This window comes from Magnetospirillum molischianum DSM 120 (assembly GCF_000294655.1).
Lineage (GTDB): Bacteria > Pseudomonadota > Alphaproteobacteria > Rhodospirillales > Magnetospirillaceae > Phaeospirillum > Phaeospirillum molischianum.
In genome coordinates, this window is sequence record NZ_CAHP01000035.1 from 1 (window position 1) to 23,896 (window position 23,896).

Annotated in this window: 19 protein-coding genes and 1 tRNA gene; 7 read left to right on the plus strand and 13 right to left on the minus strand. The window is 62.3% G+C overall.

The features are described from left to right. Positions 1-450, plus strand: a 450-nt coding sequence (locus PHAMO_RS14455) for a DsrE family protein (RefSeq protein WP_002730368.1), incomplete at its 5' end; no start/stop codon positions are given. A gap of 141 nt (positions 451-591) precedes the next feature. Here PHAMO_RS14455 and PHAMO_RS14460 read toward each other — a convergent pair. The 8 genes from PHAMO_RS14460 to PHAMO_RS14495 form a co-directional block, all read right to left on the minus strand. Continuing rightward, entirely contained in the window at positions 592-825 is a 234-nt protein-coding gene (locus PHAMO_RS14460; protein ID WP_002730369.1) for a hypothetical protein, read from the minus strand. 132 nt (positions 826-957) lie between these two features. Beyond that, positions 958-1,494, minus strand: coding sequence for a hypothetical protein (locus PHAMO_RS14465; RefSeq protein WP_002730370.1), 537 nt, complete (start codon positions 1,492-1,494; stop codon positions 958-960). A 66-nt stretch (positions 1,495-1,560) separates the two neighbouring features. Continuing rightward, on the minus strand, positions 1,561-2,598 hold the full coding sequence (locus tag PHAMO_RS14470; RefSeq protein WP_002730371.1) for a glycosyltransferase family 4 protein: 1,038 nt from the start codon (positions 2,596-2,598) through the stop codon (positions 1,561-1,563). A gap of 91 nt (positions 2,599-2,689) precedes the next feature. Further along, positions 2,690-5,251, minus strand: coding sequence for a PAS domain S-box protein (locus tag PHAMO_RS14475; protein WP_002730372.1), 2,562 nt, complete (start codon positions 5,249-5,251; stop codon positions 2,690-2,692). Between the two features lie 94 nt (positions 5,252-5,345). Further along, positions 5,346-6,896 carry a S41 family peptidase gene (locus tag PHAMO_RS14480; RefSeq protein WP_002730374.1) on the minus strand — a complete coding sequence of 517 codons (1,551 nt, stop codon included), beginning with the start codon at positions 6,894-6,896 and terminating at the stop codon, positions 5,346-5,348. 39 nt (positions 6,897-6,935) lie between these two features. Then, complete coding sequence (gene rnr, locus PHAMO_RS14485) at positions 6,936-9,197, minus strand: ribonuclease R (protein WP_002730375.1); 2,262 nt, start codon at positions 9,195-9,197, stop codon at positions 6,936-6,938. Between the two features lie 106 nt (positions 9,198-9,303). Beyond that, a complete protein-coding gene (gene fdxA / locus PHAMO_RS14490; RefSeq protein ID WP_040567408.1) occupies positions 9,304-9,633 on the minus strand; it encodes a ferredoxin FdxA in 330 nt (109 codons plus the stop codon). A 145-nt stretch (positions 9,634-9,778) separates the two neighbouring features. After that, positions 9,779-10,573 carry a TerC family protein gene (locus PHAMO_RS14495; RefSeq protein ID WP_002730378.1) on the minus strand — a complete coding sequence of 265 codons (795 nt, stop codon included), beginning with the start codon at positions 10,571-10,573 and terminating at the stop codon, positions 9,779-9,781. 203 nt (positions 10,574-10,776) lie between these two features. Between PHAMO_RS14495 and PHAMO_RS14500 the strand changes: the two genes are divergently transcribed. Next, positions 10,777-13,290 carry a sensor domain-containing protein gene (locus PHAMO_RS14500; protein ID WP_002730379.1) on the plus strand — a complete coding sequence of 838 codons (2,514 nt, stop codon included), beginning with the start codon at positions 10,777-10,779 and terminating at the stop codon, positions 13,288-13,290. A 93-nt stretch (positions 13,291-13,383) separates the two neighbouring features. Continuing rightward, positions 13,384-13,776 (plus strand): bacteriohemerythrin, encoded by a 393-nt coding sequence (locus PHAMO_RS14505; RefSeq protein ID WP_040567411.1) that lies wholly within the window; start codon positions 13,384-13,386, stop codon positions 13,774-13,776. Between the two features lie 19 nt (positions 13,777-13,795). Here PHAMO_RS14505 and PHAMO_RS14510 read toward each other — a convergent pair whose 3' ends face one another. Then, positions 13,796-14,536 carry an SDR family NAD(P)-dependent oxidoreductase gene (locus tag PHAMO_RS14510; RefSeq protein ID WP_002730382.1) on the minus strand — a complete coding sequence of 247 codons (741 nt, stop codon included), beginning with the start codon at positions 14,534-14,536 and terminating at the stop codon, positions 13,796-13,798. Next, the gene (gene sppA, locus PHAMO_RS14515; protein WP_002730383.1) at positions 14,533-16,317 is read right to left on the minus strand and encodes a signal peptide peptidase SppA; all 1,785 of its coding nucleotides are present in this window, start codon (positions 16,315-16,317) and stop codon (positions 14,533-14,535) included. The genes PHAMO_RS14510 and sppA overlap by 4 nt, the downstream gene beginning before the upstream one ends. A 191-nt stretch (positions 16,318-16,508) precedes the next feature. Between sppA and PHAMO_RS14520 the strand changes: the two genes are divergently transcribed. Together PHAMO_RS14520 and PHAMO_RS14525 are read left to right on the plus strand one after the other, a co-directional pair. Beyond that, positions 16,509-17,009, plus strand: coding sequence for a hypothetical protein (locus PHAMO_RS14520; RefSeq protein ID WP_002730385.1), 501 nt, complete (start codon positions 16,509-16,511; stop codon positions 17,007-17,009). A 229-nt stretch (positions 17,010-17,238) separates the two neighbouring features. Further along, positions 17,239-17,448, plus strand: coding sequence for a cold-shock protein (locus tag PHAMO_RS14525; RefSeq protein ID WP_002730386.1), 210 nt, complete (start codon positions 17,239-17,241; stop codon positions 17,446-17,448). A gap of 141 nt (positions 17,449-17,589) precedes the next feature. On the opposite strand, the gene aroA is transcribed toward PHAMO_RS14525, so the two are convergent. Then, positions 17,590-18,933, minus strand: coding sequence for a 3-phosphoshikimate 1-carboxyvinyltransferase (gene aroA, locus PHAMO_RS14530; protein WP_040567413.1), 1,344 nt, complete (start codon positions 18,931-18,933; stop codon positions 17,590-17,592). Between the two features lie 194 nt (positions 18,934-19,127). On the opposite strand from aroA, the gene PHAMO_RS14535 reads away from it, so the two are divergent. Both PHAMO_RS14535 and PHAMO_RS14540 read left to right on the plus strand, forming a co-directional pair. After that, positions 19,128-19,508, plus strand: coding sequence for a TIGR02300 family protein (locus PHAMO_RS14535; protein WP_002730389.1), 381 nt, complete (start codon positions 19,128-19,130; stop codon positions 19,506-19,508). Positions 19,509-19,645: 137 nt separating this feature from the next. Further along, positions 19,646-19,721, plus strand: a tRNA-Ala gene (locus tag PHAMO_RS14540). Positions 19,722-20,258: 537 nt separating this feature from the next. Here PHAMO_RS14540 and soxR read toward each other — a convergent pair. Beyond that, positions 20,259-20,735, minus strand: a complete 477-nt coding sequence (soxR, locus tag PHAMO_RS14545) for a redox-sensitive transcriptional activator SoxR (protein ID WP_002730391.1) — start codon at positions 20,733-20,735, stop codon at positions 20,259-20,261. 65 nt (positions 20,736-20,800) lie between these two features. Beyond that, on the minus strand, positions 20,801-23,896 hold the full coding sequence (locus PHAMO_RS14550; protein WP_002730393.1) for an efflux RND transporter permease subunit: 3,096 nt from the start codon (positions 23,894-23,896) through the stop codon (positions 20,801-20,803).

The window sequence follows — 23,896 nt, forward strand, 5'->3', positions numbered from 1 at the left end:
ATGACTGAAGCGGATCGACCCGAGACCGGGGCGTTGGCACTCGTGGTGTTTTCCGGTGAGTTCGAGAAGGTTCATTACGCTCTGGCGATGGCCGCCGCCGCACTGGCCTGTAACCGCGCCGTTACCCTCTTTTTTACCATGGCAGCCACCCGCGCCCTGGAACGGAGTGCGGCGGACGGACATCCGGGCTGGGCCAAGCTCGCGACGGGACAAAGCGGGCAAACCGCGCCAGACATCGACACCGCCTTTCGCGCCAGAGGCATCGCCGGATTCGAGGATCTGCTGGCTGCCTGCGTCGCATTGGGAGCACAGGTGATGGTGTGCGAGATGGGGTTGCGCGCGCTTGACCTCGGTCAAGATACGCTACGAAGCGACGTTCCGCTCCGTCCCGGTGGCCTCGTCACCTTTCTGGCCGAAGTCCGGGCCGATGGGACAGCCCTGTTCATCTAGGTTTTTATCAATGACCCTCGCCGGGCGCGGGCATCCGCCCGCTTGGCCGCCGCCGCAATGGCGGCTGGAGCGCCTTGCTTCAGATTTAAAAGCGATCAGACGATCGCAGACGTCTCCAGGACCAAAGGCAAGACCGATCCCCTACACATCTCGCTCGGGATCGATGTCGAGGTGGCGTTTGCCATATTTCCCGGTAAAGGTCGGTCCGTCATCGATCTCGACACGAGAGCGGGCCAGACGATCAGCCTGCCCCACCAGACGTTCGTTAAGCTCGAAAAGCTGCTCCCACGACCGCATCACCATCGCGGTCGAACTCAACCAGCTTTCCAGAATAGCCTGTTGGAAGGCCAGGATCGCACTGAACGGATCGGCCATGGCGGGTTCTCCCCTGTGCTCCCGTGACCGAAGCGATCCGGGGCGACTGCTATCGTAGACCGCAGCGCCCCGAGATGCCACCCCCACGCAAACTCGGGTAGAAAATATAGAAGAGATATGCGCCCTTGCGGATCAGTTCGCCTGAGCGGTCTGGTTCTTTTTAGGCGAATTATGCTGCGTTTTGCTCGCCGCCTTGGTCGTCCGGGTCGCGCAATCCGGTATATGATCGGGACGGCCCACCGTTTGACCGGCAAAGGCGATCAGCTGCGGCGGGCTCATCGTCATCACCTGATCGAAAATCTGGGCCCGAGTCTCGCAATAAGAATCGACCTCGTGCACCCGCACCGATTCACGATTGGTGACCTGCGTATTATAGCGATCGAAGGCCGCTGCGCTTTTGAAATGGGTCCGCAGGACCTGGGCATTGTCGGACAAGGTCGAACCGAAACGGCCGACATAACCACCCCACTTCGCATGCAGGGACGAATCCTCGCCCCGGCAGTTCAGTGCCGCGACCTGGAGCTGGTTATGCAGCTGACGCAATTGGGCGGCTTGAATTTGTTCAGGATTGGCACAAGATCCGCCGGTTTTTCCGGTGCTGCGGGCATCGGCGGCGAAAGAGGGAATGACGAAACAGCAGGCGACAGCAAGGACGCGGATCCGATTCACGGCCGACACCTCCAGGGAACAGGGATTAGAAAATCGGCGTCATTATCTGCCGCTCGTCCCCAAGACTCAACTGGCTTGAACCACATGAGGAGATTTAGTGCCGCAATCGCCAAACGGGCGTAGGTGTCCGAGAAATTCGCGCGCCACGGTAGACCAGGAAAACCGGGTAGCATGAGCCCGACAGATTTCGGGCGATAGCTCAAGCGCCGCCCGCGCCGCCGCCGCCAGATCTTCGGACAGCACGCCAACAGGAGCATCGCCCACGACGTCACGAGGGCCGGTAACCGGAAAGCCCGCGACCGGAACCCCGCAGGCCAGCGCCTCAAGCATCACCAGACCGAACGTGTCGGTACGGCTGGGGAAAACGAACACGTCGCCGTCGCTATAAGCCCGCGACAATTCATCGTCACCGTTAACGATGCGGAAATGGACGTCGGGATAGCGCTTCATCAGCACAGCCCGCGCCGGACCATCGCCAACCACCAGTTTCGACCCTGGCAGATCGAGATCAAGAAACGCAGGCAGATTCTTCTCGACCGCTACACGCCCAACATAGAGGAACACGGGACGGGGCAGATCGAACATTCCCTTGCCGCGTGGACGAAAAGCGTCGGTATCGACTCCGTGCGACCATTCGACCGCCCCGGTGAAATCGCGCTCGCGCAGTTCGCGATAGACCGAGGGAGACGGGCACAGAGTCGCCGCCGCAGGCTGATGAAAATATCGGATCAGCGCATAGGACCAATCGAGCGGTAATCCGGTGCGGGCGGTAACGTAATCGGGAAATTTGGTGTGATAGGCGGTGGTGAAAGGCAGCGAACGCTCCAGGCACCAGGACCGCCCGGCCCAACCCAGCGGCCCCTCGGTGGCGAGATGGACCGCATCGGGAGCAAAGGCGTCGAGCATCGCCGCCAGCCGCGTAGCAGGAAACAATGCCAGCGGAATTTCGGGATAGCTTGGGCACGGAATATTCGGAAACGCCCCCGGCTCGAAAATTCCGATCTCGTGGCCCATCGCTTCCAGCGTGGCGGTCAGCGCCGTCAGCACTCGGACCACTCCGTTGCGCTGCGGGCTCCAGGCGTCGGTGACCATCGCGATACGCATCGGCGCACTCTCCCCCAATCCAGACTCGCAGGGTTAGGCCCAGCGGTGCATCGAAGGCAAGTGACGAGACAATGACAGTGAGGGGAACCCCTTATGCCACAGGCAGGGTGAACGAAAACACCGATCCCTCGTTCGGAACGGATTCGACCCAGATCCGACCGCCATGGCGATCGACGATCCGTTTGCAGATCGCCAGCCCGATCCCGGTACCGTCATAGCGATCCCTGGGGTGCAGCCGTTGGAAAATACGGAAAATCCGCTCGTAATAGTCAGTTTCAATCCCGATTCCGTTATCGGCGACGTCAAAGCGCCATTCGTCCGCCTGGCGAGAGCAGGAGATGCGGATATCCGGCGGGCGAGAGGGCAGATGGTACTTCAGGGCATTGCCGATCAAATTCTGGAACAGCCGCGTTATCTGCACCCCGTCGCCCATCACACGAGGTGCCTCGGCGGATTCCTCGATCGTGATCCGGGCACCGGTTTCGGCGATAGCGGAACCGAGATCGCCGATTGCCCGATCGATCGATGACCGGACAGAGACCGGAACGATTGGATCGCCGCCGCGTTCGATGCGGGCGTAGTCAAGCAATTCAAGGACCAGCCGGTCCATCCGGCGGGCACCGTCGCGGGCATAATCCAGGAACTGGCGGCCGTCTTCATCAAGGGAAGCGGCGTGTCGCCGTTCGATCAGAGACAGATAGCTGCTGATCATCCGAAGCGGTTCGCGCAAATCGTGGCTGGCGACATAGGCGAACTGTTCCAGTTCTTCGTTCGAGCGCTGGACCTCGGCGATATGGCGGACGATCCGAGCCTCGGCCTCGGTCTGGTCGGTAATATCGCGCGAGAATACCGCCACCCGAGTCACCCGGCCCTCGCTGTTGACGACGGGATGAATGGTGTTGTCGAATACCCTTCCATCACGGCGATCGACGATCCGGCCGGGATGGCCCGTCTCGATCACGGTCGTAACCACGATGTGGCGTTGGGCCGATACGTCTGACGGAAACAGGTTCCACAGATTGCTTCCCAAGAGGAACTCGACCCTCGTCCCCAGCCGGTCGGCCAGGACGGCATTGCAGGCGAGCAGAGTGCCATCGGCTTCGATCAGCAGCGTCGCGTCGCCCGAACAATTGATCAGTACCTGGATCAGCGCCTGACTTTCCTGCAACACCGCCTCGGCCCGCTTGCGGTCCTCGATCAGACGCAGCGTGCCCTCGCTACCGGAAAACTGGCCGGGGACATCTTCGAACAGATGGGTACTGGCGGAAACCCATACCGCGTGACCGTCTTTGTGGCGCATCTGGAATTCGTAATCGGTGACGGAGCCACCGTTGGCCAACATCGCCCCCAATATCGCCGACCGAAGCTTGGGGTCGATCAGCGCCACACTGGTCGGCTGTCCCAGCAATTCCTCGACGGAATAGCCCAGCACCGTCTCGACCGAGCGTGACAGCATCGAAATCCGGCCGTTCAAGTCCGAGCGGTAAAAAACGTCGGTCATATTATCGAGAATCGCGCGCAGGTCGGATTCGGACCGGCGCAGTTCGTCAGTGACCCGTGACAATTCAGTGATATCGGTCATCGCCCCGACGATTCCGGCGACGGTGCCATCGGCGTCAAAAAAGCGCGCCTTACTGAACAGCATCCGATGCAGGGTTCCGTCGGCGAACCGGATCGGCGATTCATAGCTCTGATGAATATCACCGGCCAACACGTCCCGGTCGGCCTCGACATGAAGCGCGGCCAGATCAGGAGGATTGAAGTCAAAACTGGTCTTGCCGACCAGACAATCCCGGCTGAGACCCAAGGCTTGTTCGAAGGCTTTGTTGACGGTCAGAAAGCCGCCATCGACGTTCTTGGCGAACACCGGCCCCGGCAAAGTGTCGATCAGGGCGTTACGCAGGGCAAGCTGGCTGCGTATCACCCGCCGCGCCGCGTCGTGCTGGGAAATACGGCGTTCCAACGCCTCGGTCTGGCGGGCAACTTGGGCCGACAACGCGGCCGAAACCATCTCGCCATCCATCCGCAGCAGAGCGATGGCGATCAGCAGGTTGCCGAAACTGCTGACGGTATAATAGAGCGCTTGCGCCCCATCCATCGTCGTAAAGTCCGAGATCGGCCCCTCGATCGTCAGCACCGCGACTCCGCGCAACAGCAAGACCACGCTCCACACGCCCAACACCGCCGCGATCAGCGGCGACCCGGCGGCAGGATCGGCGCGGCGAGCCTGAAGCAGAATCCAGGTGGCATGAAACAGGATCGGCACCCGAGCCAACGAGACCAGGGCGATACGGCCATTAACACTGTCCCAAGGGCCGATGGTAACGAACTCAGCGGCAAGGAACAGAGCCAGAATGGCCGCATGAGGCCACCACACCACACGGCGACCAGCCAGCACACTGGCCCCGACATGAACCGCCAATGCCGATAGAATCACCAGGAAATTGCCGAGGATGAGCGCAGCCTCCATCGTCAGAGGATCGCGCAGCAGAACCAGGATCAGACCGACGCCATACAACCCGGTCGAGGCAGCAAAGGCGACCCAGCGGCGATCGTCACGACGGGCCCAACCGAACACCAGAATGACCAGACACGCGGCCAGCGACAAGGTTGCTGCCGAGAAAGCCAGGGTTCCGACATCCAGTCTCAGCATATGACGCTTTCCTTCTAGCCTGGAGTTCCCAGACTACCGGCTGGTCCCGCTTCGCCAAAAGGCCTATGTTACGGTATTATACTTTATCGCTCGATCACTGTTTTGCTCGCACCGCTTCGGCCGCCAGGGCGCGGGCAAAAGTGGGAGAATCGCCTAGCAGACGCAAGGCCAGCGCCATGTCCTCGGGCGCATCGGTGCGCCGGGTCGGGGGGCAAAGATCGCGCAGATGGCGACGCAGGTCGGTCTCCTCCAACCCCACCTGACGCCAGATATCCAGGGTGCGGGCAACCCGGCCCCAATCGCCGCCACGCTCGGTCCCCTTTTGGCCGGGCGAAGTGCACAGAACGGGAAACACCCCCAACCCATGCAGCGCATAGCCGCTGGGAGCGTGAAAGCGCGACCAAGTTAGGGTGATCTCGCCATCGTTAGGCAGACGGATCACGGTCTGGACCGTTCCTTTGCCATACGAATTGGTCCCGATCACCACGGCACGACCGGAATCCTGCAAGGCCGAAGCGAGAATCTCGGCGGACGAGGCCGACCGCCCGTCGATCAGCACCACGACCGGCAAATCCTCGGCCAGATCGCCGGGGCGCGCGGTCAGAACGGCGTTGGCGGCGGGATTACGTCCGCGAGTCGAAATGATCGGGCCGTCGGCGATGAACAGGTCTGCAACCGCCACCGCCTTGTCGAGTAATCCGCCTGGATTGCCGCGCAGATCGAGGACCACCCCTTTCAGCCGCGCTCCCATTCGTTCGCGGGTCTCGCGCAGCTTGGTTTCCAGACTGCTGGCCGTGCGCTGATTGAAGCTGCTGATACGATAGATCGCGATCGGGCCATCCAACGTCTCGGTAACGGTTTTCGGGACGATCAGCGACCGTTGCACCTTCGCTTCGACTATCTTCCCGGCTCGGCGCAAGGTCACGATCAGAGCGCTGGCGACCGCACCGCGCAGGCGGGCAGAGATCTCGGTTCGCTCCAGCCCCCGCACCGGCTTGCCGTCGATCAGAACAATCACGTCGTCGGCCTGCAATCCCGCTCGCGCCGCCGGAGTGTCTTCGACCACATCGACGATCAACGCCTCGCCCTCGACCAACTCGAAACGAATGCCGATGCCGCCAAACCCATTGCGGCTGGCCCGGTTGTCGCGGGCCTCGGCCGCCCCGGCATAGCGGGAATACAAGTCGGCGGTGCCCAGAGCGCCTTCGAACACCGCCCGAAACAATCGCTCGACATCGGCGTCGCGCACCAGCGGCGACACCTCGCCCGCATCCAACGCCACGCTGATCACCAGCCGCGCCCAGGATTCAACATCGTCGGTGGCGGGGGCGGGATAATCGGCGACCACCCGTTCGGCCGTGCTCAACCGCACCCGCCCGCCCTGGAAGGCAATGGCGAATTGCGGATCGATGTCGGCCAGCCCACGCATCGCATCGAGCGCGACGGTCGAGGCCGGAACCTGCTGAAGATGGCGTTCGACAATCGCCGCCAGGCCATAGGCGACAGTTCGTTGCGCTTCGACAACATCCCAACCCGCCTGCGCCGAAAACGGCATGAACAAAACTATCGCGACAGCCAAACACCGCCACCCCGCGCGCCGGGTCACCCCCCACAATACGACAGCATAGACGTGGAGCGTGGACACGGCGACGTCAGTTTCCTTCCATCATCCAGAGACCCTTACTCACCGCCCCCGACGACGGGGAAGCAGCGGCGGACGACGAGGCGGACGAACCGGTCCAGCCCCCTGCCCCGCCAGTCCGAACACCATCGAACCTGTCAGCACATTGGCCTCGCGCAACGAAATATCGATCTGCTGACCGAGTTGGAAGCTCTTGCGGCTGCGCCGTCCGGTCAGGCAATGGCGGGCCTCGTCATGATCGTAGTAATCATCGGGCAGGCTGGAGATTGGCACCAACCCATCGGCACCGCTGCCATCCAGCGTCACAAACAGACCAAAGCGGGTTACCCCCGACACCCGGCCCGCGAACTCGGCTCCAACCCGGTCGGCCAGGAACAGAGTGACGGCACGATCGACCGCCTCGCGCTCGGCGGTCGAGGCACGTCGTTCCGTAGCCGAAATGTGTTGCCCCCAATCTTCATATTGTCCAACCGCATCCGCAGGCAATCCACCCTCGCCCAACCCCAATCCAGCGACCAGGGCGCGATGCACCAGCAGGTCGGCATAGCGGCGAATCGGTGAGGTGAAGTGAGCGTAGCGGGCGAGACCAAGACCAAAATGTCCAAGATTTTCAGGGGAATAAGCCGCCTGCGCCTGCGAACGCAGGATCACTTCGTTGACCAGGGAGGAATGTTCGGTCCCCGCCACCGCCGCCAGGATGCGGTTGAAGTGCTCGGGCTTCATCACCTGCCCTTTGGCGAGCTTGAGGTCGAGGCCGCGCAACACCTCTCGCAGGCCATCGAGTTTTTCCGCCGATGGCTGGTCGTGAACCCGATACATGCAGGGCTGCCCCAGCTTCTCCAGCGTCTCGGCCGAGCAGACGTTGGCGGCAATCATGAAATCCTCGATCAGCCGGTGGCTGTCAAAGCGTTCGCGTTCGACCACCGCCGCGACCCGGCCCTCATCATCCATCACCACCTTGCGCTCGGGCAGGTCGAGCTCCAGCACGCCGCGCTGCTTGCGCGCCCGGCTCAACGATTCCCACGCGCCATAAAGCGGCGCGATCACCGCCCCAACCAGCGGCGCGGTCTCGTCATCGGGCTGTCCATCGCGGGCGGACTGGACCCGCGCATAGGTCAACCGCGCCGCCGAAAGCATCAGCCCGCGCAGGAAGCGGTGACGACGCTTGTGACCGTCGCGGTCGATCCAGAATTCAACGGCAAGGCAGGGGCGTTCTTCGGCGGGCTTCAGCGAGCACCAGCCGTTCGACAGGTCCTCGGGCAGCATCGGCACCACCCGGTCGGGGAAATAAACCGAATTGCCGCGCCGGAATGCCTCGCGATCCAGCGCATCGCCGGGACGGACGTACCAGGAGACATCGGCAATAGCGACCAGGCAATGCCAGCCGCCAGGATTGCCCGGATCGGAATCGGGTTCGGCCCATACCGCATCGTCGAAATCACGGGCATCCTCGCCGTCGATCGTGATCAGCGGCACCTTGCGCAGATCGGTGCGGGCAGCCAGCGGAGCGGGACCGGCGGCGGCGGCCTGCGACAGCGCTTCGGGTGAAAAATCGAACGGGATGTCGTTGGTGTGGATTGCCACCAGACTGATCGAGCGCGGCCCGCCCAGCGGCCCCAGCCGCTCCTTCACCACCGCCTGACGGAGGCCGTACAGCCGACCGGGCAGGATGTCGGCCAGCACGAGTTCGCCGGTCACGGCCCCCCCGCTTTCGCCTTTCGGCACCATGTAATCGGCTTTCTCGCGACGGCTGGTCGGGCGGATTCGCCCCGACCCGTCGGGAAGCGGTTCGAACACCCCCAGCACGCGGGCGCGGGCCTCGCCGATAATCTTGATCGGCCGTCCCTCGAAGGTATCGTCCCTCATGCGGCGCAGACGGCACAGCACCTTGTCACCGATCCCGACCGCAGGCTGTCCGGGACGGAATGGGGCCAGGAAAATTCGAGGCGGCCGTCCGTCCTGCTCCCACACCACAGGCCGGGCCAGCAACTCGCCATCGGAATCGGTGCCGATGACCTCGACCACTCCGGTTTCAGGCAGCGAACCGGGCAGGGAAAAACGGCGGGGCTGGTCGCGGCGCACCGCGCCCTCGCCTTCAAGTTCGCGCAGGATCGCCTTGAGATCGATGCGGTCGTCGCCGCGCAGGCGAAAGGCGCGGGCCAACTCGCGTTTGCCCACCCGTCCAGGCTGGGCGCGGATGAAGTCGAGGATATCTTGTTTCGACGGAACCGGAGCAGGCCGAGGCGCAGGACGCGCCTTGGGGGCCTTGCCGGATTTCGGGGCTTTGGGGGGAAGTTTGCTCATCCCGGCAGGGTATCCCGCCAAGGGTCATCGGAGCAATCGTCCCCTCGTAACCGGACCCGATCGGGGGGTATCTCCCCCCGATCCCCCCCAGGGCCCCATCATCTGGTCAGTGCGCGGGCTTGGACGACAACAGAGCCTTCTTGCCTGGCTTGCCCTTCCACTCAGCCGCGTCGGCGGGAACATCGCTCTTGCGGGTGATGTTGGGCCACTGCCCCGCGTACTGGCGGGCGATTTCGACCCATTCGGCCGCACCGGGATCGGAATCGGGAACGATAGCTTCGGCGGGGCACTCTGGCTCGCACACGCCGCATTCAATGCATTCGTCCGGATTGATGACCAGAAAGTTCTCGCCTTCATAGAAACAATCGACCGGGCAAACCTCGACGCAATCCTGGTATTTGCACTTGATGCAGTTCTCGGTGACGACGTAAGCCATCTCACTCTCCAGTTTCCCGTTCGCCCCACGGACTGTCCCGCCGGGCCTCACCATGGCGAAATTGAGCGATAGCACAGCGCCCCCTAAGGCTCAACGCGCCAGTCGCTAAGGATTACAATCGTCTTTTCCGCCTACACGTTTCGCGTTACCGCAACGGCGTCCGCAGACGAACCGGCTTACGCCGTCCTTTGCGGACCATCAGGTTCAGAACCTCGATCCCCAACGAGAATGCCATCGCGAAATACAGATAGCCCTTCGGGATATGGAAGCCGGTTCCATCGGCGATCAACGCCACCCCGATCAGCAGCAAAAATGCCAGAGCCAGCATTTTGATGGTGGGATGATGTTCGATCAGCCGCGAGACCGGCCCCGACGCCAGAACCATCACCAACGCGGCCAGCAGCACCGCCGTCACCATCACCCACAGATTGTTCGCCATGCCGACAGCGGTAATCACCGAATCGAGCGAGAAGACGATGTCGAGAACGGCGATTTGGGCCGTGATCGCCAACAGACCGGCAGTCGCGGGCGCCGCAACCGACGCGACCGAGGAGGCCGAAGCGACGGGAGTGGCGGGAGTGGCGGCGCGGTCGATCTCGTCGTCCTCGCCTTCCAGACTCCCGTGAATTTCATGGGTGGCCTTGGCGACAAGGAACACGCCGCCACCAATCAGGATGATGTCGCGCCAGCTGACAGGATGCTGCCAGACCGTGAACACCGGCTCGACCAAGCCCGCGATCCAGGTCAGCGAACCGAGCAGCGCCACCCGCGTCACCACCGCGAAAGCCAACCCCAGCCGCCGCCCCAGCGGACGCAGATGCTCGGGCAACCGATTCGAGATGATGGAGAGATAAACCAGATTATCGATGCCAAGTACGATTTCGAGTAGGGACAATGTGGCCAAACTCAGCCAGATTTCGGGGTTGGTAAGCCACTCCATGGAAACGGATCCTCCTCGCTGCGATTCTAACGGCTGAGTGTAAGGGAAAATTGACCTCTTTCCACCTCATGTTAAATAGAGGAAAACCGAGTCACCTAAGACCAACTCATGGGTATCGGTTGCCTGCGGGACGACACACCGATACCATTACCATTCTAGACGAGTCGGCCATTCGCGGCCCGATTCGGGAATGAGGAACCAGGGTGAGCGATAGACTCGAAGCCAGTGCGGCAACAGTTCCGACAGGATCGCTGGAGGAGGCCCAGATACGCCTGAAAGGGCTGGTCGCCTGTATTCCAGGTATCGCCTTCATTCGCCGCCTGTCGCCCAACGGCACGATCAATTACCCCTGGTTCAGCGATGGGGTGCGGGCAATCCTGGGATTTTCACCCCAGACGATGGGGGTCAACGCCAAAGGCTGTCTTCACGTCATCCACTGGGCCGACCGCGACCAGCATGTCGATGCGATGCATCGCTCGGCCCAGACGATGGAACCGTGCCGCGATGAATACCGCGCCATCACCGCCGCAGGCGAAGTGCGCTGGATGCGAGGCCAGTCGATTCCCCACCGCGGCGAGGATGGCGGCGTGGAGTGGAACGGTCTGGTGATCGACGTCACCGACGAACGCCGGGCCGAGTTGCGTCTCGACATGCTGATGGACCATGCCGAGGATTCGATCCTGATCCTCGACACCCAGGGTCGGATCGATACCGCCAACGCCGCCGCCCAACGGCTGTTCGGCCGCAGCAACGACTCCCTGATCGGCCAACCGCTGGCTGCTTTACTCGCCCCGGAACACCGTCATCCCGAATTGCTCGATTCCGCGGATATCTCGTCGGCCAGCATCGTCGGCGGCGGCCCGCGCGACCTGACCGGCCTTAATCAGGACGGAACCACCTTCGCCCTCGAACTTTCGACCAGCGAAGTCCGCCTCGACGGCCAACGCCTGTTCGTCGGCATCGGCCGCGACGTCACCCGCCGCCGCCAGACTGAAGCCGCTCTGCGCGAGACCGAACAACGGCTGCGCGCCATCGCCGCCAACATGCCGGGAATCGTGTTCCAGCGGGTGCTGTGGCCGGACGGACGACTGGAATTCACCTATGTCAGCGAGGGCTGCCGCTCGGTCCTCGGCATCAGCCCGGAAGATCTGCTGGCTGAACCGGATCGCTTCCTCCAGATGCTGACCGAGGATGAGCGTCTGGCGTTCATGACCGGGCTGGGCCGATCCGCCCGCGCGATGGAGCCGTTCGACGAGGAGATCTCGGTTCTAGGCCCCGATCGCCGCCGCCGCTGGCTGCGCGGACAGTCCCGCCCGACCCGACGCGCAAGCGGGGAAGTGGTCTGGGATGGCGTCATCATCGATGTCACCGACCGCAAATTAGCCGAACAGCGCCTGTCATTCCTGGCCTATCACGATCCACTGACCCGGCTCCCCAACCGGACCGCGTTCCTGGAGCGATTCGAGACCGCCCGCGACGAAGCCAGGCGGCAATCCTCTCTGTTGGGAATCGTCAGTCTGGGACTGGACCGATTGGGGGTGATCAACGCCACCATGGGCCACGATGTCGGCGATCAGGTGCTGATGGGGGTGGCCGATCTGATCCGCGCCTCGATCGGTCCCTCCGACATGATGGCCCGAGTCTCGGGCGATCACTTTCTGTTGCTGCTGACCGGCTATGACAACCGCCGCATTCTTGAGGACGCACTCGACCGGCTGCACGCCCAGGCCCAGACCACCGTCTCGGTCGGCGGGCAGGATTTCGACGTTTCCGCCGCAACCGGTGTCGCCCTGTTCCCCCGCGATGGCGAGGACGCCGAAACCCTGATCAAAAACGCCGACGCCGCCCTGCAACGAGCCAAAGGACAGGGAACCGCCAGCTTCCAGATGTTCACCAAGGAACTGAGCACCCGCGCCACCAAAACGCTGTCGATGCAGAACCGGCTCCGTCGCGCCGTCGATAACGGTGAATTGTCGGCCCATTACCAGCCCCAGGTCGATCTGATCAACGGCGGGATCGTCGGAATGGAAGCACTGGTGCGCTGGACCAGCCCCGAACTGGGGCCGGTCTCGCCCGGCGACTTCATCCCTGTCGCCGAGGAATCCGGCCTGATCGACGTTATCTGCGAGTTCATGCTGGACACCTGCACCCGTCAGACGCGGGATTGGCAACTTGAAGGATTGCCGTCCGTGCCGGTCGCGGTCAATGTTTCAGGCCGTCAGTTCCAATATGCCCGTCGCCTGATCGGTGCCTGTGAGCGGGTATTGTCCGATACCGGACTGGAAAGCCATTGGCTGGAACTGGAATTGACCGAGACGTCGGCGATGCGCGATGCCGATAACGCCATCGCCGTGGTGCAACGCCTGAAGGAGATGGGAATCGGCTGCGCCATCGACGATTTCGGCACCGGCTATTCATCGCTGTCGGTACTGAAGCGTTTCCCGATCCAGAAGCTGAAGATCGACCGCTCGTTCGTGATGGATGTCGCCACCGATCCCAACGACGCCGCCATCGTCGATGCCATCATCGCGATGGCCAAGGCGCTGAAGCTGACGGTGGTGGCTGAAGGCGTCGAGCGGCAAGAAGATCTGGACTTCCTGCGCAAGCTCGGTTGCGACCAGATCCAGGGCTATATCTTCAGCCGCCCGTTGCCCGCCGAAGCAATGCGCGATCTGCTGGTGCGGGGCCATCGCCTCGGCGCATCGATCCAGAGATAATCCGTTAACACCACCTTTGGCCGTAAAAGCCACCCATCCATGCGCCCCGAGCATGCTATTCTGGTCAAGAGGCCAGCGAGCGGAGCCGAGGCGATGCCCCTTCCCCAATGGATCGAAACCCTCAGCGTTGGCGTGCCGCTGATGGATTTACAGCACCGCACGATAATCGACATGCTGAACCGGCTGGCCGGATCGCTGGAGGCCGGGACCAGTGCGATGATCGAACAGGGGCTGGACGACCTGATCGAGTATACCCGGTTTCATTTCGATGCCGAGGAACGGCTGATGCGGTCCTGCAACTACCCAGGATTGGACGAGCACCAGGCTGAGCACCAAAGACTCATCACCGAAATACAGGCACTGCGATGGCGCGGTGGTAACGCCAAGATGGCACGCACAGAAATCATCGAGATTCTGTCAAAATGGGCGATACACCATATCGTCGATAAAGATCTGGCGTATCGCCCTTATATTGTCGCGCCATAAAGAAGGCCGGGTAACGGCGTCAGTACAGGTGCTGACCGCCGGTCACGAACACTTCAGTGCCGGTAACATAGGCGAAATCGTCACCGCACAGCCGAAAAACCGTCCCGGCAACGTCGCCGGTGGTCCCCATCCGCTCCAACGGAATCCGCGGCACCAAAGCCTCGTACTCAGCCGAAATCATCTCGGTGCGGATTTCGCCGGGAGCGACAGCATTGACCCGAACGCCCAACTGAGCCATCTCGGCCGCCATTTCTCGGGTCAGGCCAGACAGGGCCGCCTTCGAAGTCGAATAGGCCGACCCGGCGAAGGGATGGACGTAATGCCCGGCGATCGAGGTGATGTTGACGATCGCCCCCTTGCCCCGATGCAGGGCGCTGGCAAAGCCCCGAGCCAGACGGAGCGGCGCAAAGAAATTCAGCTCGAACACATCTTTCCACCCGTCGATCGGGCCGTTCAAAACCCCCAGGCGCTCTTTATAAGGTGTCTTGGGGCTGACCCCGGCATTGTTGACCAAGGCATGCAGCGGCGCCGACCCCAGGACGGCGTTAGCCTTGGCGATGAACGCCTCGGCCCCGGCGGGGTCTCCCAGATCGGCCGCGATATGACATATCCAGTTGCGGTCGATCTTGCACGCTTCGGGCACCTCGACGCGGGCGCAGGTGATGACCCGCCAGCCTTCAGCCAGAAAACGCTGGGCGATGGCGTGGCCGATCCCCCGGCTCGCCCCGGTCACAACGACGGTGCGGGTTTCGCTGCTCATTGCGCCACACCGGCCGGGCTGACCGGCATCATCCGCAGGGTGGCCGCGCCGCCATCGCGCGGCGTGGGGAGAGCGGCCAACGGTGCCAACAAGGGATCGAGCACCGACACGGCCCGCAGCAGAGCCTTGCGTTCGGCCAGCGAACCACCCGACACGGCTTCGGCCAGAACCTCCCACGGCTTACGCGGCTGAGGGAACTCAACCAGATTGATGGGATCTTGCGGCTTCAGATGGGCAAGTTCGCGGATTGCGGCGACGGCTTCATACCAGCCACCCAGCCCGTCGACCATACCGTGAGTGCGGGCATCTTCCCCGCTCCACACCCGGCCCCGCGCCAGTTGATCGATCCGCTCGGCGGGGATGGAGCGACCTTCAACCGCCTTGCCGGTGAAATCGGCATAAATCGCATCCAGCATCGTGTTAATCCGGGCCTGGGCCTCGGGCGGGAACGGGCGGTTCATGCTCCACATCGCCGCATTGTCGCCGCGATGCAGTTCATCCCAGCTAATCCCCAATTTGTTCCAGAATTCGTCCAGGATCACTTTGCCGGTGAACACCCCGATCGAACCCGTCAGGGTGCCGGGCTGGGCCAAAACCCGGTCGGCTCCCATCGCGACGAAATAGCCGCCCGAGGCGGCGACGTTACCCATCGACACCACGACCGGCTTGCCTGCGGCGCGGGCCAGAGCCACCTCGTGCCAAATCGTATCGGACGCGGTGTAAGAGCCGCCAGGGCTATCGATACGGAACAGGATCGCCTTGACCGACTTGTCCGCGACGGCATCGCGGAAAGCCTCGGCGATTGTGGTGGCACCGAAACCGCCGTCATCGTCGAAACCAGGGCTGGACTCGCCGCGATGAATGGCGCCAAGCCCGGAAATCAGCGCCACCTTAACCCCATGCGAGGACGGCAGGCGCGCGACATAATCGGCGATATCGACTTCCTCGGCGGCAGCATCGCCGGTTCCGGCGACGGCGGCCCAAGCCTCATCCCGATAGCCAACCCGATCGATCAGACCGGCGGCCAGCGCTTCGGAGGGGAGATAAGGCCCCTTGCCGATCAACGCCTGCACCCGCTCGACCGGCAGCTTGCGCCCGCCAGAGATGCCCGCAACGATCTGGTTCGTCCAGGAATCCAGCAGACGCTCCAGAGTCTCGCGATGCGACGCGCTATAGGAGGATTGGGTAAAGGTCTCGATTGCCGATTTATATTCGTGGCGGGCGAAGAACTGAGTCTTGATCCCCAGCAGGTCCAAGGTGCCCTTGACGAACGGGCTTTCGGCAAGCAGCCCGGTCAGCCCGACATCACCCGAAGGCTGAAGCCAGACTTGGCCGAAGGCCGAGGCGAGGTAGTAATCCAGCGTGCCGACTCCCCCGTCGCCCAGAGTTTCGGCGAACAGCACCGCCGGTTTGCCCGAGGCGCGGAAGCGGGTGATGGCATCGCGGAGTTCCTGACCGTCGGCCAGCCCCAGAGAGGCATGCCCCAGCGTCGCGAACAGCCCGACCACTTTACGGTCGGCGGCGGCGGCGTCGATCGCCTCGATAACCTGGCGGAGCACATACGAAGGCTCGCCCGACAGCGCCGCCATCGGATCGCCATCGGGAGCATTGCGAAAGCGCGATTCAAGATCGAGCGTGACGACCCCGCGGTCGGGGGGCGTGGCGACCGTGCCGCCGGTCGCCAGTTGATAGGCGACCAGACCGGTCAATCCGACCCCGACGAGGGTCAGGAATCCAGTAACGGCAAGGAGGATGACCAGGACACGGCCCAGGCGACGCATGCTTTTTCCCTTCGGCAGAACAGTTCGCTATAGGGGAGTATCCCTTCCACCGGGACGAAAGCAACCGGCGCAAGATCCTCCGTCGGGAAACCCCCATATACGCCCTCAGTGTACCTCACTCTTTCGTCGTACCGCAGAGCAAAACGGATGGTGTACAGGGGCGAGGAAATTTTCTAAGCTCCGCCGCGATCATGCACGTTCTTGCCGCCCTCGTGACGGTGCTGCTGTTGGCGGTGCCTTCCTCCCTCGCTTTCGCACAGGAAGATGGCCCGTTGGCCGCTCTGGTGGCGTTGCAACCCCTGCCCGAGCCCACGCCCGACGATATCGACGCGGTGCTGAAGCAGCAATGGCCGGCCTATTACCGTTCGACGGGCGAATTAGGCTTTGGCCCCGATCAGATCCGCGCTGGACGCATCGACCTCGATCAGGACGGGCGGGCCGAGTTGTTTATTTTGCTCGATTCCCCGGATTGGGCCACCGACAGCGGCGGGCCGCTGATGGTGGCGCGCTGGACCGGCAAAGCCTGGGCTCCTGTCGGCTGGAGTTATGCCGAAGCCGAGGACGTCTACCTTACCGCCGAGCGGTCCAGCGGATGGTCCACCATCCGCACGCCTGCCTACTGGCTGCGCTGGGACGGCAAGGCATACCGCGCCATCCCCCGAACCGCCGAAACCCCGGCTCCCGCGCCCTGACCCACTCGAACGGTCAAGTCATAAACCATCCGGTCGGGTAGCGGTAAACAAAACTCGCCGAATACGCTTGTGTTCTTGGAACCGCTAGAACATCCTTGGTTGATCTTTCTACCTACCAAAAGGGTTCCTTCACGGAACCTGGCGCCGTTGCCGGTGTCACTGAGGGTCGATCGATCAGATCCCGCATGAGGCCATGCGGGCTGGACTTGTTTCTACGTGGAGATCCCCAATGCCGACTGGCACCGTGAAGTGGTTTAACAGCACCAAGGGTTATGGCTTCATCCAGCCCGACGACGGCACCGCCGACGTTTTCGTTCACATTTCGGCGGTTGAGCGCGCAGGCCTCAGCAACCTGAACGAAGGCCAGAAGCTGACCTTCGAGACCGAACGCGATCCCCGTAAGGGCAAGACCGCAGCGGTCAATCTGAAGGCCATCTGACCCTCTGGTACAGACCTGACGATCGTGGGCGCGGCCTCATCCGCCGCGCCCCTTGAGGTCACCCTCCCCCGCCACAATCCCACCCAGACCAAGCTGCGATGAGATTTACTCAATGCAGCTTGGTCTCAGATAGCCGCCCGTTCAGGCTCTCTGCTCTTCTTCGGCGGTAATCGCGGCTCCAAGCCCGTTCATCAGCGCGACGAAGCCGGGGAAGCTGGTATCGATTGCCTCGGCCTCATCGACGGCGACAGGACGCTCTGCGGCCATCCCCAGGACCAGAAAGGCCATCGCGATGCGATGATCGAAGTGAGTGGCGATCAGGGCGTCTCCGGCGGGCGCACGGCCCTTGCCGTGGACAATCAGCGCATCCGCCTCTTCCTCGACCACAACGCCACAGGCGGCCAGCCCACGCGCCATAGCGGCCAACCGATCGCTTTCCTTGACCCTCAGTTCAGCCAGCCCGCGCATCCGGGTCGTTCCCTCGGCAAAGGCAGCGGCCACCGCCAGGATCGGATATTCGTCGATCATCGACGGTGCCCGCTCGGCAGGGACGTCGATGCCTTTCAGACGCGAGGCCCGCACCCGCAGATCGGCAACCGGCTCACCGGCCTGGTCGCGACGATTCTCGAAGCTCAGATCGGCCCCCATCTCCCGCAGGGTTTGATAGAGACCGATGCGCAGGGGATTGATGCCGACCCCGGTCAGAACGATCTCCGACCCTTCGACCAGCAGCGCCGCGACGGCGGGGAACGCCGCCGAGGACGGATCGGCCGGAACGTCGAACTGCCGCCCGGTCAACTCGGGAAAGCCGGTAACGGTAATCGCGCGGCCGCCCGTCTCGGTCGCCTCGACCCGAACGTCGGCACCGAAATTGCGCAACATCAATTCGGTGTGATCGCGCGTGGCTTCACGCTCGATCACCGTGGTCTCGCCCGGCGTATTGAGTCCGGCCAGCAACAGCGCCGACTTGACCTGAGCCGACGCCACCGGCGATTCATAGCTGATCGGCAACGGGCTGGCGGTACCGATCACCGCCAGAGGCAGCCGCCCCCCCTCTCGGGTGAAGAACCGTGCGCCCATCCGCGTCAGCGGCTCGGTAACCCGGCGCATCGGCCGCGACCGCAGCGAGGCGTCGCCAGTGAAAAACGAGGTAAAAGGATGCGTGGCGACCAATCCCATCAGCAACCGCGCCCCAGTGCCGGAATTTCCCATGTCGAGCATGTCGGCCGGTTCGGACAGCCCGCCGACGCCACGCCCGTACAGATGCCACCGTCCGTCTTCGTGCCGGGTGATCTCAGCCCCCAGCGCCCGCATGCAGGCCGCCGTGCGCAGAACGTCGTCGCCTTCCAACAGACCGCCGACGACGCTTTCGCCAACCGCCAGCGCACCCAACATCAAAGCCCGGTGTGAAATCGACTTGTCGCCCGGCACCAGCGCCGAACCGGAAAGTGCCCGGACCCGTCCGGAATGCAGCGTCTTCGCCATGATCACCCTCTCTCCTGCCGTCGCCGCCGCCGTTTCGGCGGGTCCAAAGCTCTACCATAAGCAGCGCCGACGGCATAGACCGGCAGCGGTTGCAGTGGCATCGCCGCGAATTGGTTTTGACACAGGGTGGGGAACATGGCAAATGCCCCTCCAGACAGAAAAATCACCGGACAATGTTCTAGGAGGACCGCAAGGTGGCCAAGCCGGAATGGGGACACAAGCGCACCTGCCAAAGCTGCGGCTGCCGTTTCTATGATCTGAAGCACGTGCCGATCATCTGCCCGAAATGTGGATCGACGGTCGAACCCGACGTTCCCTTCAAGGTGCGGCGTGCTGGCGGCGTGCCGATCGAGACCAAAGTGGCAATTCCCGCGGCCGTCGCCGCCGAGATCATCGAGACTGAAGCCGACGATCTGGTCGAAAGCGTCGCCGACGATGACGCCGTCGATAGCGAAGATGCGGCCGAGGAAGATGAAGCCAGCCTGATCGAGGATGCCTCGGATCTGGGCGAGGACGACGACGACATGGCCGAGGTCATGGAACACATGGACGAGGGGCTTGAGGACGAGGTTTAAGCCTCGCCAAACCGGCCTGGAACAGGGCGTTTTCGGAAGATGAAAAAAAGCGTAATTTTTCGCTTGCAAGCTCGGCCCGAAGACAATATGTTCCGCCTCCACCGACGGAGCCCCAAACCCGCCGGTCCGAAACAAAAGGGGCCATAGCTCAGTTGGGAGAGCGCTTGAATGGCATTCAAGAGGTCGTCGGTTCGATTCCGTCTGGCTCCACCAAGATTAAGGGCCTAGCTGAGAAATCAGCTAGGCCCTTTCTCTTTTCAGGTTCGCACAGGGTTCGTAGTCAGGCGAAATTCACGGTGCCTTTCGGTAACGTGAATAGAGGTTTTGACTGACGGAGCCTTCTCCCTGTCACCCCCTTGAAGATACCCTCCCGCCAGTCGCCCAGCGGGGGAGGTGCACCACTGTCTTGCCGATGATCCCGTCAAGCCCGCTCAGGGTGTCGAGGGTAATCGGCAAAGCGATGGCGGCTCTGGTCTGGCTTCACACGATCAGGTCGGCCAACAATCCAGACCTGCGGATGCTTGGTCGCAAGATGTGGCACCGGCTTGAACGCGGATTTCCGAAGGTCGAGCAAGCCGTAGCCGATCTACATTTGATCGGTATACGCCACCTCAAAATAGAGGGGGGGGTACGGCGCGTTCCCCCTCGGCCTATCACGCGTCGATCCGGCGTGACCCCACCGACCTGATCACCCACCAGAATCTACCCACGGATCGCGCCATTGGCCGGTTGGTATAAACACAGCCGGCATCAAGTATGTTCCATCACACTCGGGGAATGAGTCCCCAGGCATCTTGGTCCCGGTCCATTTCGCCCGAGTTCATCGCCGGGATTTCTTAATGGGCAGTCTTCAAGCGAGAGGCAGCCGCATCCAATACAGCTGGTGATCTGATCGCGCAATTCGGTCAGGCTGACTATTCGTTTTTCGAGCATGTCCTTCCATGAATTGGCAAACCGAGCCCAATCCTCTGCCGTCGCTTCGTGATAATGGGGCAGATCGGCCACGGCCTCGCGTATCGTGGACAGGGTAATGCCGGTAAGCTGTGCAACACGGATGATGGCGATACGGCGGAGAACCGAGCGGTGATACCGTCGTTGATTGCCCTCCGTGCGCCAGCCTTGGATCAGTCCCTTGGCTTCGTAAAAGTGGACTGTTGAGACCGCGACACCGCTTCTCTTCGCGACTTCGCCGACCGTAAGGTTTGTTTTGATCGTACTGTCGTCCATTCTTAAAACCTCAGCGTATTCGCATTTCCCCAACCGTGAAGATCGTGAGCGCCAGAGCGACACGATCAATCAGTGGAGGCTTCTGGCGGATTGGTGGGTCTGACGTTGGCGAATGCCTGCTCTCGCTCGCTTGTCTTGCCTGGGCGATGGTCCTTGGCGATCAGCGTGTAGAAGGTGGGCAGTACGAACAGGGTGAACAGCGTACCGATCAGCATTCCCATCACCACGACGATGCCGATGGCAAAGCGGCTGGCGGCACCGGCGCCTCCCGCAAACAGCAGCGGCACCAGACCGGCGACCATCGCCGCCGTGGTCATCAGCACGGGCCGCATTCGGACTTTCGCCGATTTCAGAATCGCGTCGTGCCGGTCGAGTCCCTCGCTGTGCTGGATTTCGTTGGCGAAGGCCACCATCAGGATGCCGTGTTTGGAAATCAGCCCGATCAGGGTGACGAGTCCGATCTGGGTGTAGATGTTGAGCGTCGTGAAGCCGAGATAGAGCGGCAGCAACGCACCGCAGACGGCCAGCGGCACCGTCACCAGGATCACCAGCGGATCGCGAAAGCTTTCGTACTGTGCCGCGAGAACCAGGAAAATGACGATCAGCGCGAAGCCGAACGAGACGGTCAGGCGATTGCCTTCCTGCACGTACTGCCGACTGTCGGCCAGCCAGTCGATAGTCACGCCGGGGCCGCTTGGCTGGGCTTCCATGAACGCCACGGCTTGCCCCATCGTCACGCCGGGTTTCAGCACGCCCGAGAGGGTCGCCGCATTCATCTGATTGAATTGCGGCAATCGATTCGCCTGCGGCACGACATCGATCTTGATGATGCTGGACAGCGGCATCATCGCGCCCGATTGCGCCCGGACGTAGAAGCGGCCCAGCGTTTCCGGCGTCAGGCGATCCTGCTGGAGAACCTGCGGGATCACGTCATAGGATCTGTCGTGATAGTTGAAACGATTGACGTAATTCTCTCCGACCAGCGTGGCGAGGGTATCGGCGATTTCCTGCATGGTGATGCCCACCATCCCCGCCTTGGCGGTGTCGATGGTGATCCGGGCGGACGGGCTATCGAAAGCGAGGTCGCTATCGACAAAGACAAACAAGCCGCTTCGCCATGCCGCCGCTTTCAGGGCGGCCATGTCCTGATAGATAACGCTGAAGTCGGCGGGGGAGCGCAGCACCATCTGAAAGGGCAATCCTCCGCTGGATGCGGGCAGTGCCGTGGGCTGGAACGGCGTCACCGAAGCGCCGTGTACGCCATTGGCCTTCCCATAAAGCAGTTTCTGGATATCGGTGGCGCTGCGGGTGCGTTCGTGCCATTCCTTGAGGACGATGCCGCCAAAGGCTCTGTTCTGGCCGTCGGTTCCGTCAACGAACCAACTGCTGGAAAATTCGGGGATCTCCGTGAAGATGCGGTCCACTTCGCGGGTCGCGACCGAAGTGTAGTCGATACTGGCATATTGAGGCGCGCGGACTGCCGTGTAGACATAGCCCTGGTCCTCCTGAGGGGCCAGTTCGCGCCGCGATCCCATGAACAACACCACGATTGCCACCAACATGGCCGTGGCGACCAGCAGGACGACGGGGCGTATCGACAACGTCCAGTCGAGCGCATGACCATAGCCGGAAGACAGTCTTTCGAAACGATGCTCGACGGCTTTGGCGAAACGGCCTTCGGTGACTTTGCGGCTGAGAAGCAGCGAACTCATCATTGGCGACAGAGTGAGTGCGATGATCCCCGACACCACCACCGAACCGGCCAGCGTGAACGCGAACTCGCGGAACAGACTGCCCGTCAGGCCGCCCATCATTCCGATCGGCGCATAGACGGCGGCCAGCGTGATCGTCATCGCGATCACCGCACCGATAATTTCGCGTGCACCGACCAGGGACGCTTCGATCGGGGATAACCCATCTTCGATATGGCGGTGGATGTTCTCGACCACGACGATCGCATCATCGACCACCAATCCAATCGCCAGCACCATTGCCAGGAGCGTCAGCAGGTTCAAGGAGAAGCCGCACATCAGCATCAGCGCCGCCGAGCCGATCAGCGACAGCGGGATGGTGACAACCGGGATCACAACCGCGCGCGGCGAACCAAGGAACAGGAAGATGATGATCACGACGATCACAACCGCTTCGATCAGCGTCTGCTTGACCTCCGCAATCGAGGCATTGACGAAATGCGCGACGTCGAACGTACTCTTCACGATCAGCCCTGGCGGTGCCGACTTCTGAATCTGCGGAATCAGCTCCATGGCCGCATCGACGATATCCAGCGGGTTGCCGTCCGGTGTCGGCGTGAGGGCGATGAAGACGCCCTTGTGGCCCGAGGCACGCGCACCGCTATTGTAATTCTGCCCCCCCAATTCCAGCGTCGCGACATCGCTCAACCGGACCAATCCGTCCGAACCGGTCTTGATCACCATGTTGCGGAAATCGTCGATGTTCGCGATATCGGTCGATGCGGTGATGTTGGTAACGGTCGCGCTATCCTTCAACTGACCGGGGGCCGCCTGGACATTATTGGCTTTGAGAGCGGCGGCAATGTCGCCGGCGGTGAGGCTGCGGGCGGCGAGTCGGACGGGATCGATCCACACCCGCATCGAAAGGGTCTGCCCGCCCAGAATATCGGCCGCAGCCACCCCCTTGATCGAGGTGAACAATGGCTGCGCAACGCGGGTGGCGAAGTCGGTGATCTGGGGAATCGCCAGCGTATCGCTGGTGAACGAGATGTACTGAACCGCCGAAGCGCCGTCGGTCACCTTTTCGATGACCGGATCGTAAGCCCCTTGGGGAAGGCGGTATTTGACCTGTTGTACCTTGGCCAGAATCTCGGTCATCGTGCGGTCGGCATCGGCGTTGATCACCAGCTTCGCCTTGATCTGGCTTCGGCCCATCGTCGATATCGAGGTCAGATATTCGATTCCGCTCGCCGTCGCGACCGACTGAGCGATGGGTGTGGTGACAAAGCCCTGCATGACGTCTTGGGTTGCACCAGGAAAGCTGGTGTTGACCGTGATCGTCGCACTTTGCAGATTCGGATATTGCCGCACCGGCAATGAGAAAAGCGCACTCAGGCCCGCCAGCAGAATCAGCAGGCTGACGACAACAGACAGGATCGGTCGGCGGATGAACAGATCGGTGAACCGCAT

Bases quoted from the DNA above. Each gene is read 5' to 3' on its own strand.
- PHAMO_RS14460 (WP_002730369.1), bottom strand. From the start codon at position 825: ATGGCCGATCCGTTCAGTGCGATCCTGGCCTTCCAACAGGCTATTCTG.
- PHAMO_RS14470 (WP_002730371.1), bottom strand. From the start codon at position 2,598: ATGCGTATCGCGATGGTCACCGACGCCTGGAGCCCGCAGCGCAACGGA.
- PHAMO_RS14475 (WP_002730372.1), bottom strand. From the start codon at position 5,251: ATGCTGAGACTGGATGTCGGAACCCTGGCTTTCTCGGCAGCAACCTTG.
- rnr (WP_002730375.1), bottom strand. From the start codon at position 9,197: ATGAGCAAACTTCCCCCCAAAGCCCCGAAATCCGGCAAGGCCCCCAAG.
- fdxA (WP_040567408.1), bottom strand. From the start codon at position 9,633: ATGGCTTACGTCGTCACCGAGAACTGCATCAAGTGCAAATACCAGGAT.
- PHAMO_RS14495 (WP_002730378.1), bottom strand. From the start codon at position 10,573: ATGGAGTGGCTTACCAACCCCGAAATCTGGCTGAGTTTGGCCACATTG.
- PHAMO_RS14505 (WP_040567411.1), top strand. From the start codon at position 13,384: ATGCCCCTTCCCCAATGGATCGAAACCCTCAGCGTTGGCGTGCCGCTG.
- PHAMO_RS14510 (WP_002730382.1), bottom strand. From the start codon at position 14,536: ATGAGCAGCGAAACCCGCACCGTCGTTGTGACCGGGGCGAGCCGGGGG.
- sppA (WP_002730383.1), bottom strand. From the start codon at position 16,317: ATGCGTCGCCTGGGCCGTGTCCTGGTCATCCTCCTTGCCGTTACTGGA.
- PHAMO_RS14520 (WP_002730385.1), top strand. From the start codon at position 16,509: ATGCACGTTCTTGCCGCCCTCGTGACGGTGCTGCTGTTGGCGGTGCCT.
- PHAMO_RS14525 (WP_002730386.1), top strand. From the start codon at position 17,239: ATGCCGACTGGCACCGTGAAGTGGTTTAACAGCACCAAGGGTTATGGC.
- aroA (WP_040567413.1), bottom strand. From the start codon at position 18,933: ATGGCGAAGACGCTGCATTCCGGACGGGTCCGGGCACTTTCCGGTTCG.
- soxR (WP_002730391.1), bottom strand. From the start codon at position 20,735: ATGGACGACAGTACGATCAAAACAAACCTTACGGTCGGCGAAGTCGCG.
- PHAMO_RS14550 (WP_002730393.1), bottom strand. From the start codon at position 23,896: ATGCGGTTCACCGATCTGTTCATCCGCCGACCGATCCTGTCTGTTGTC.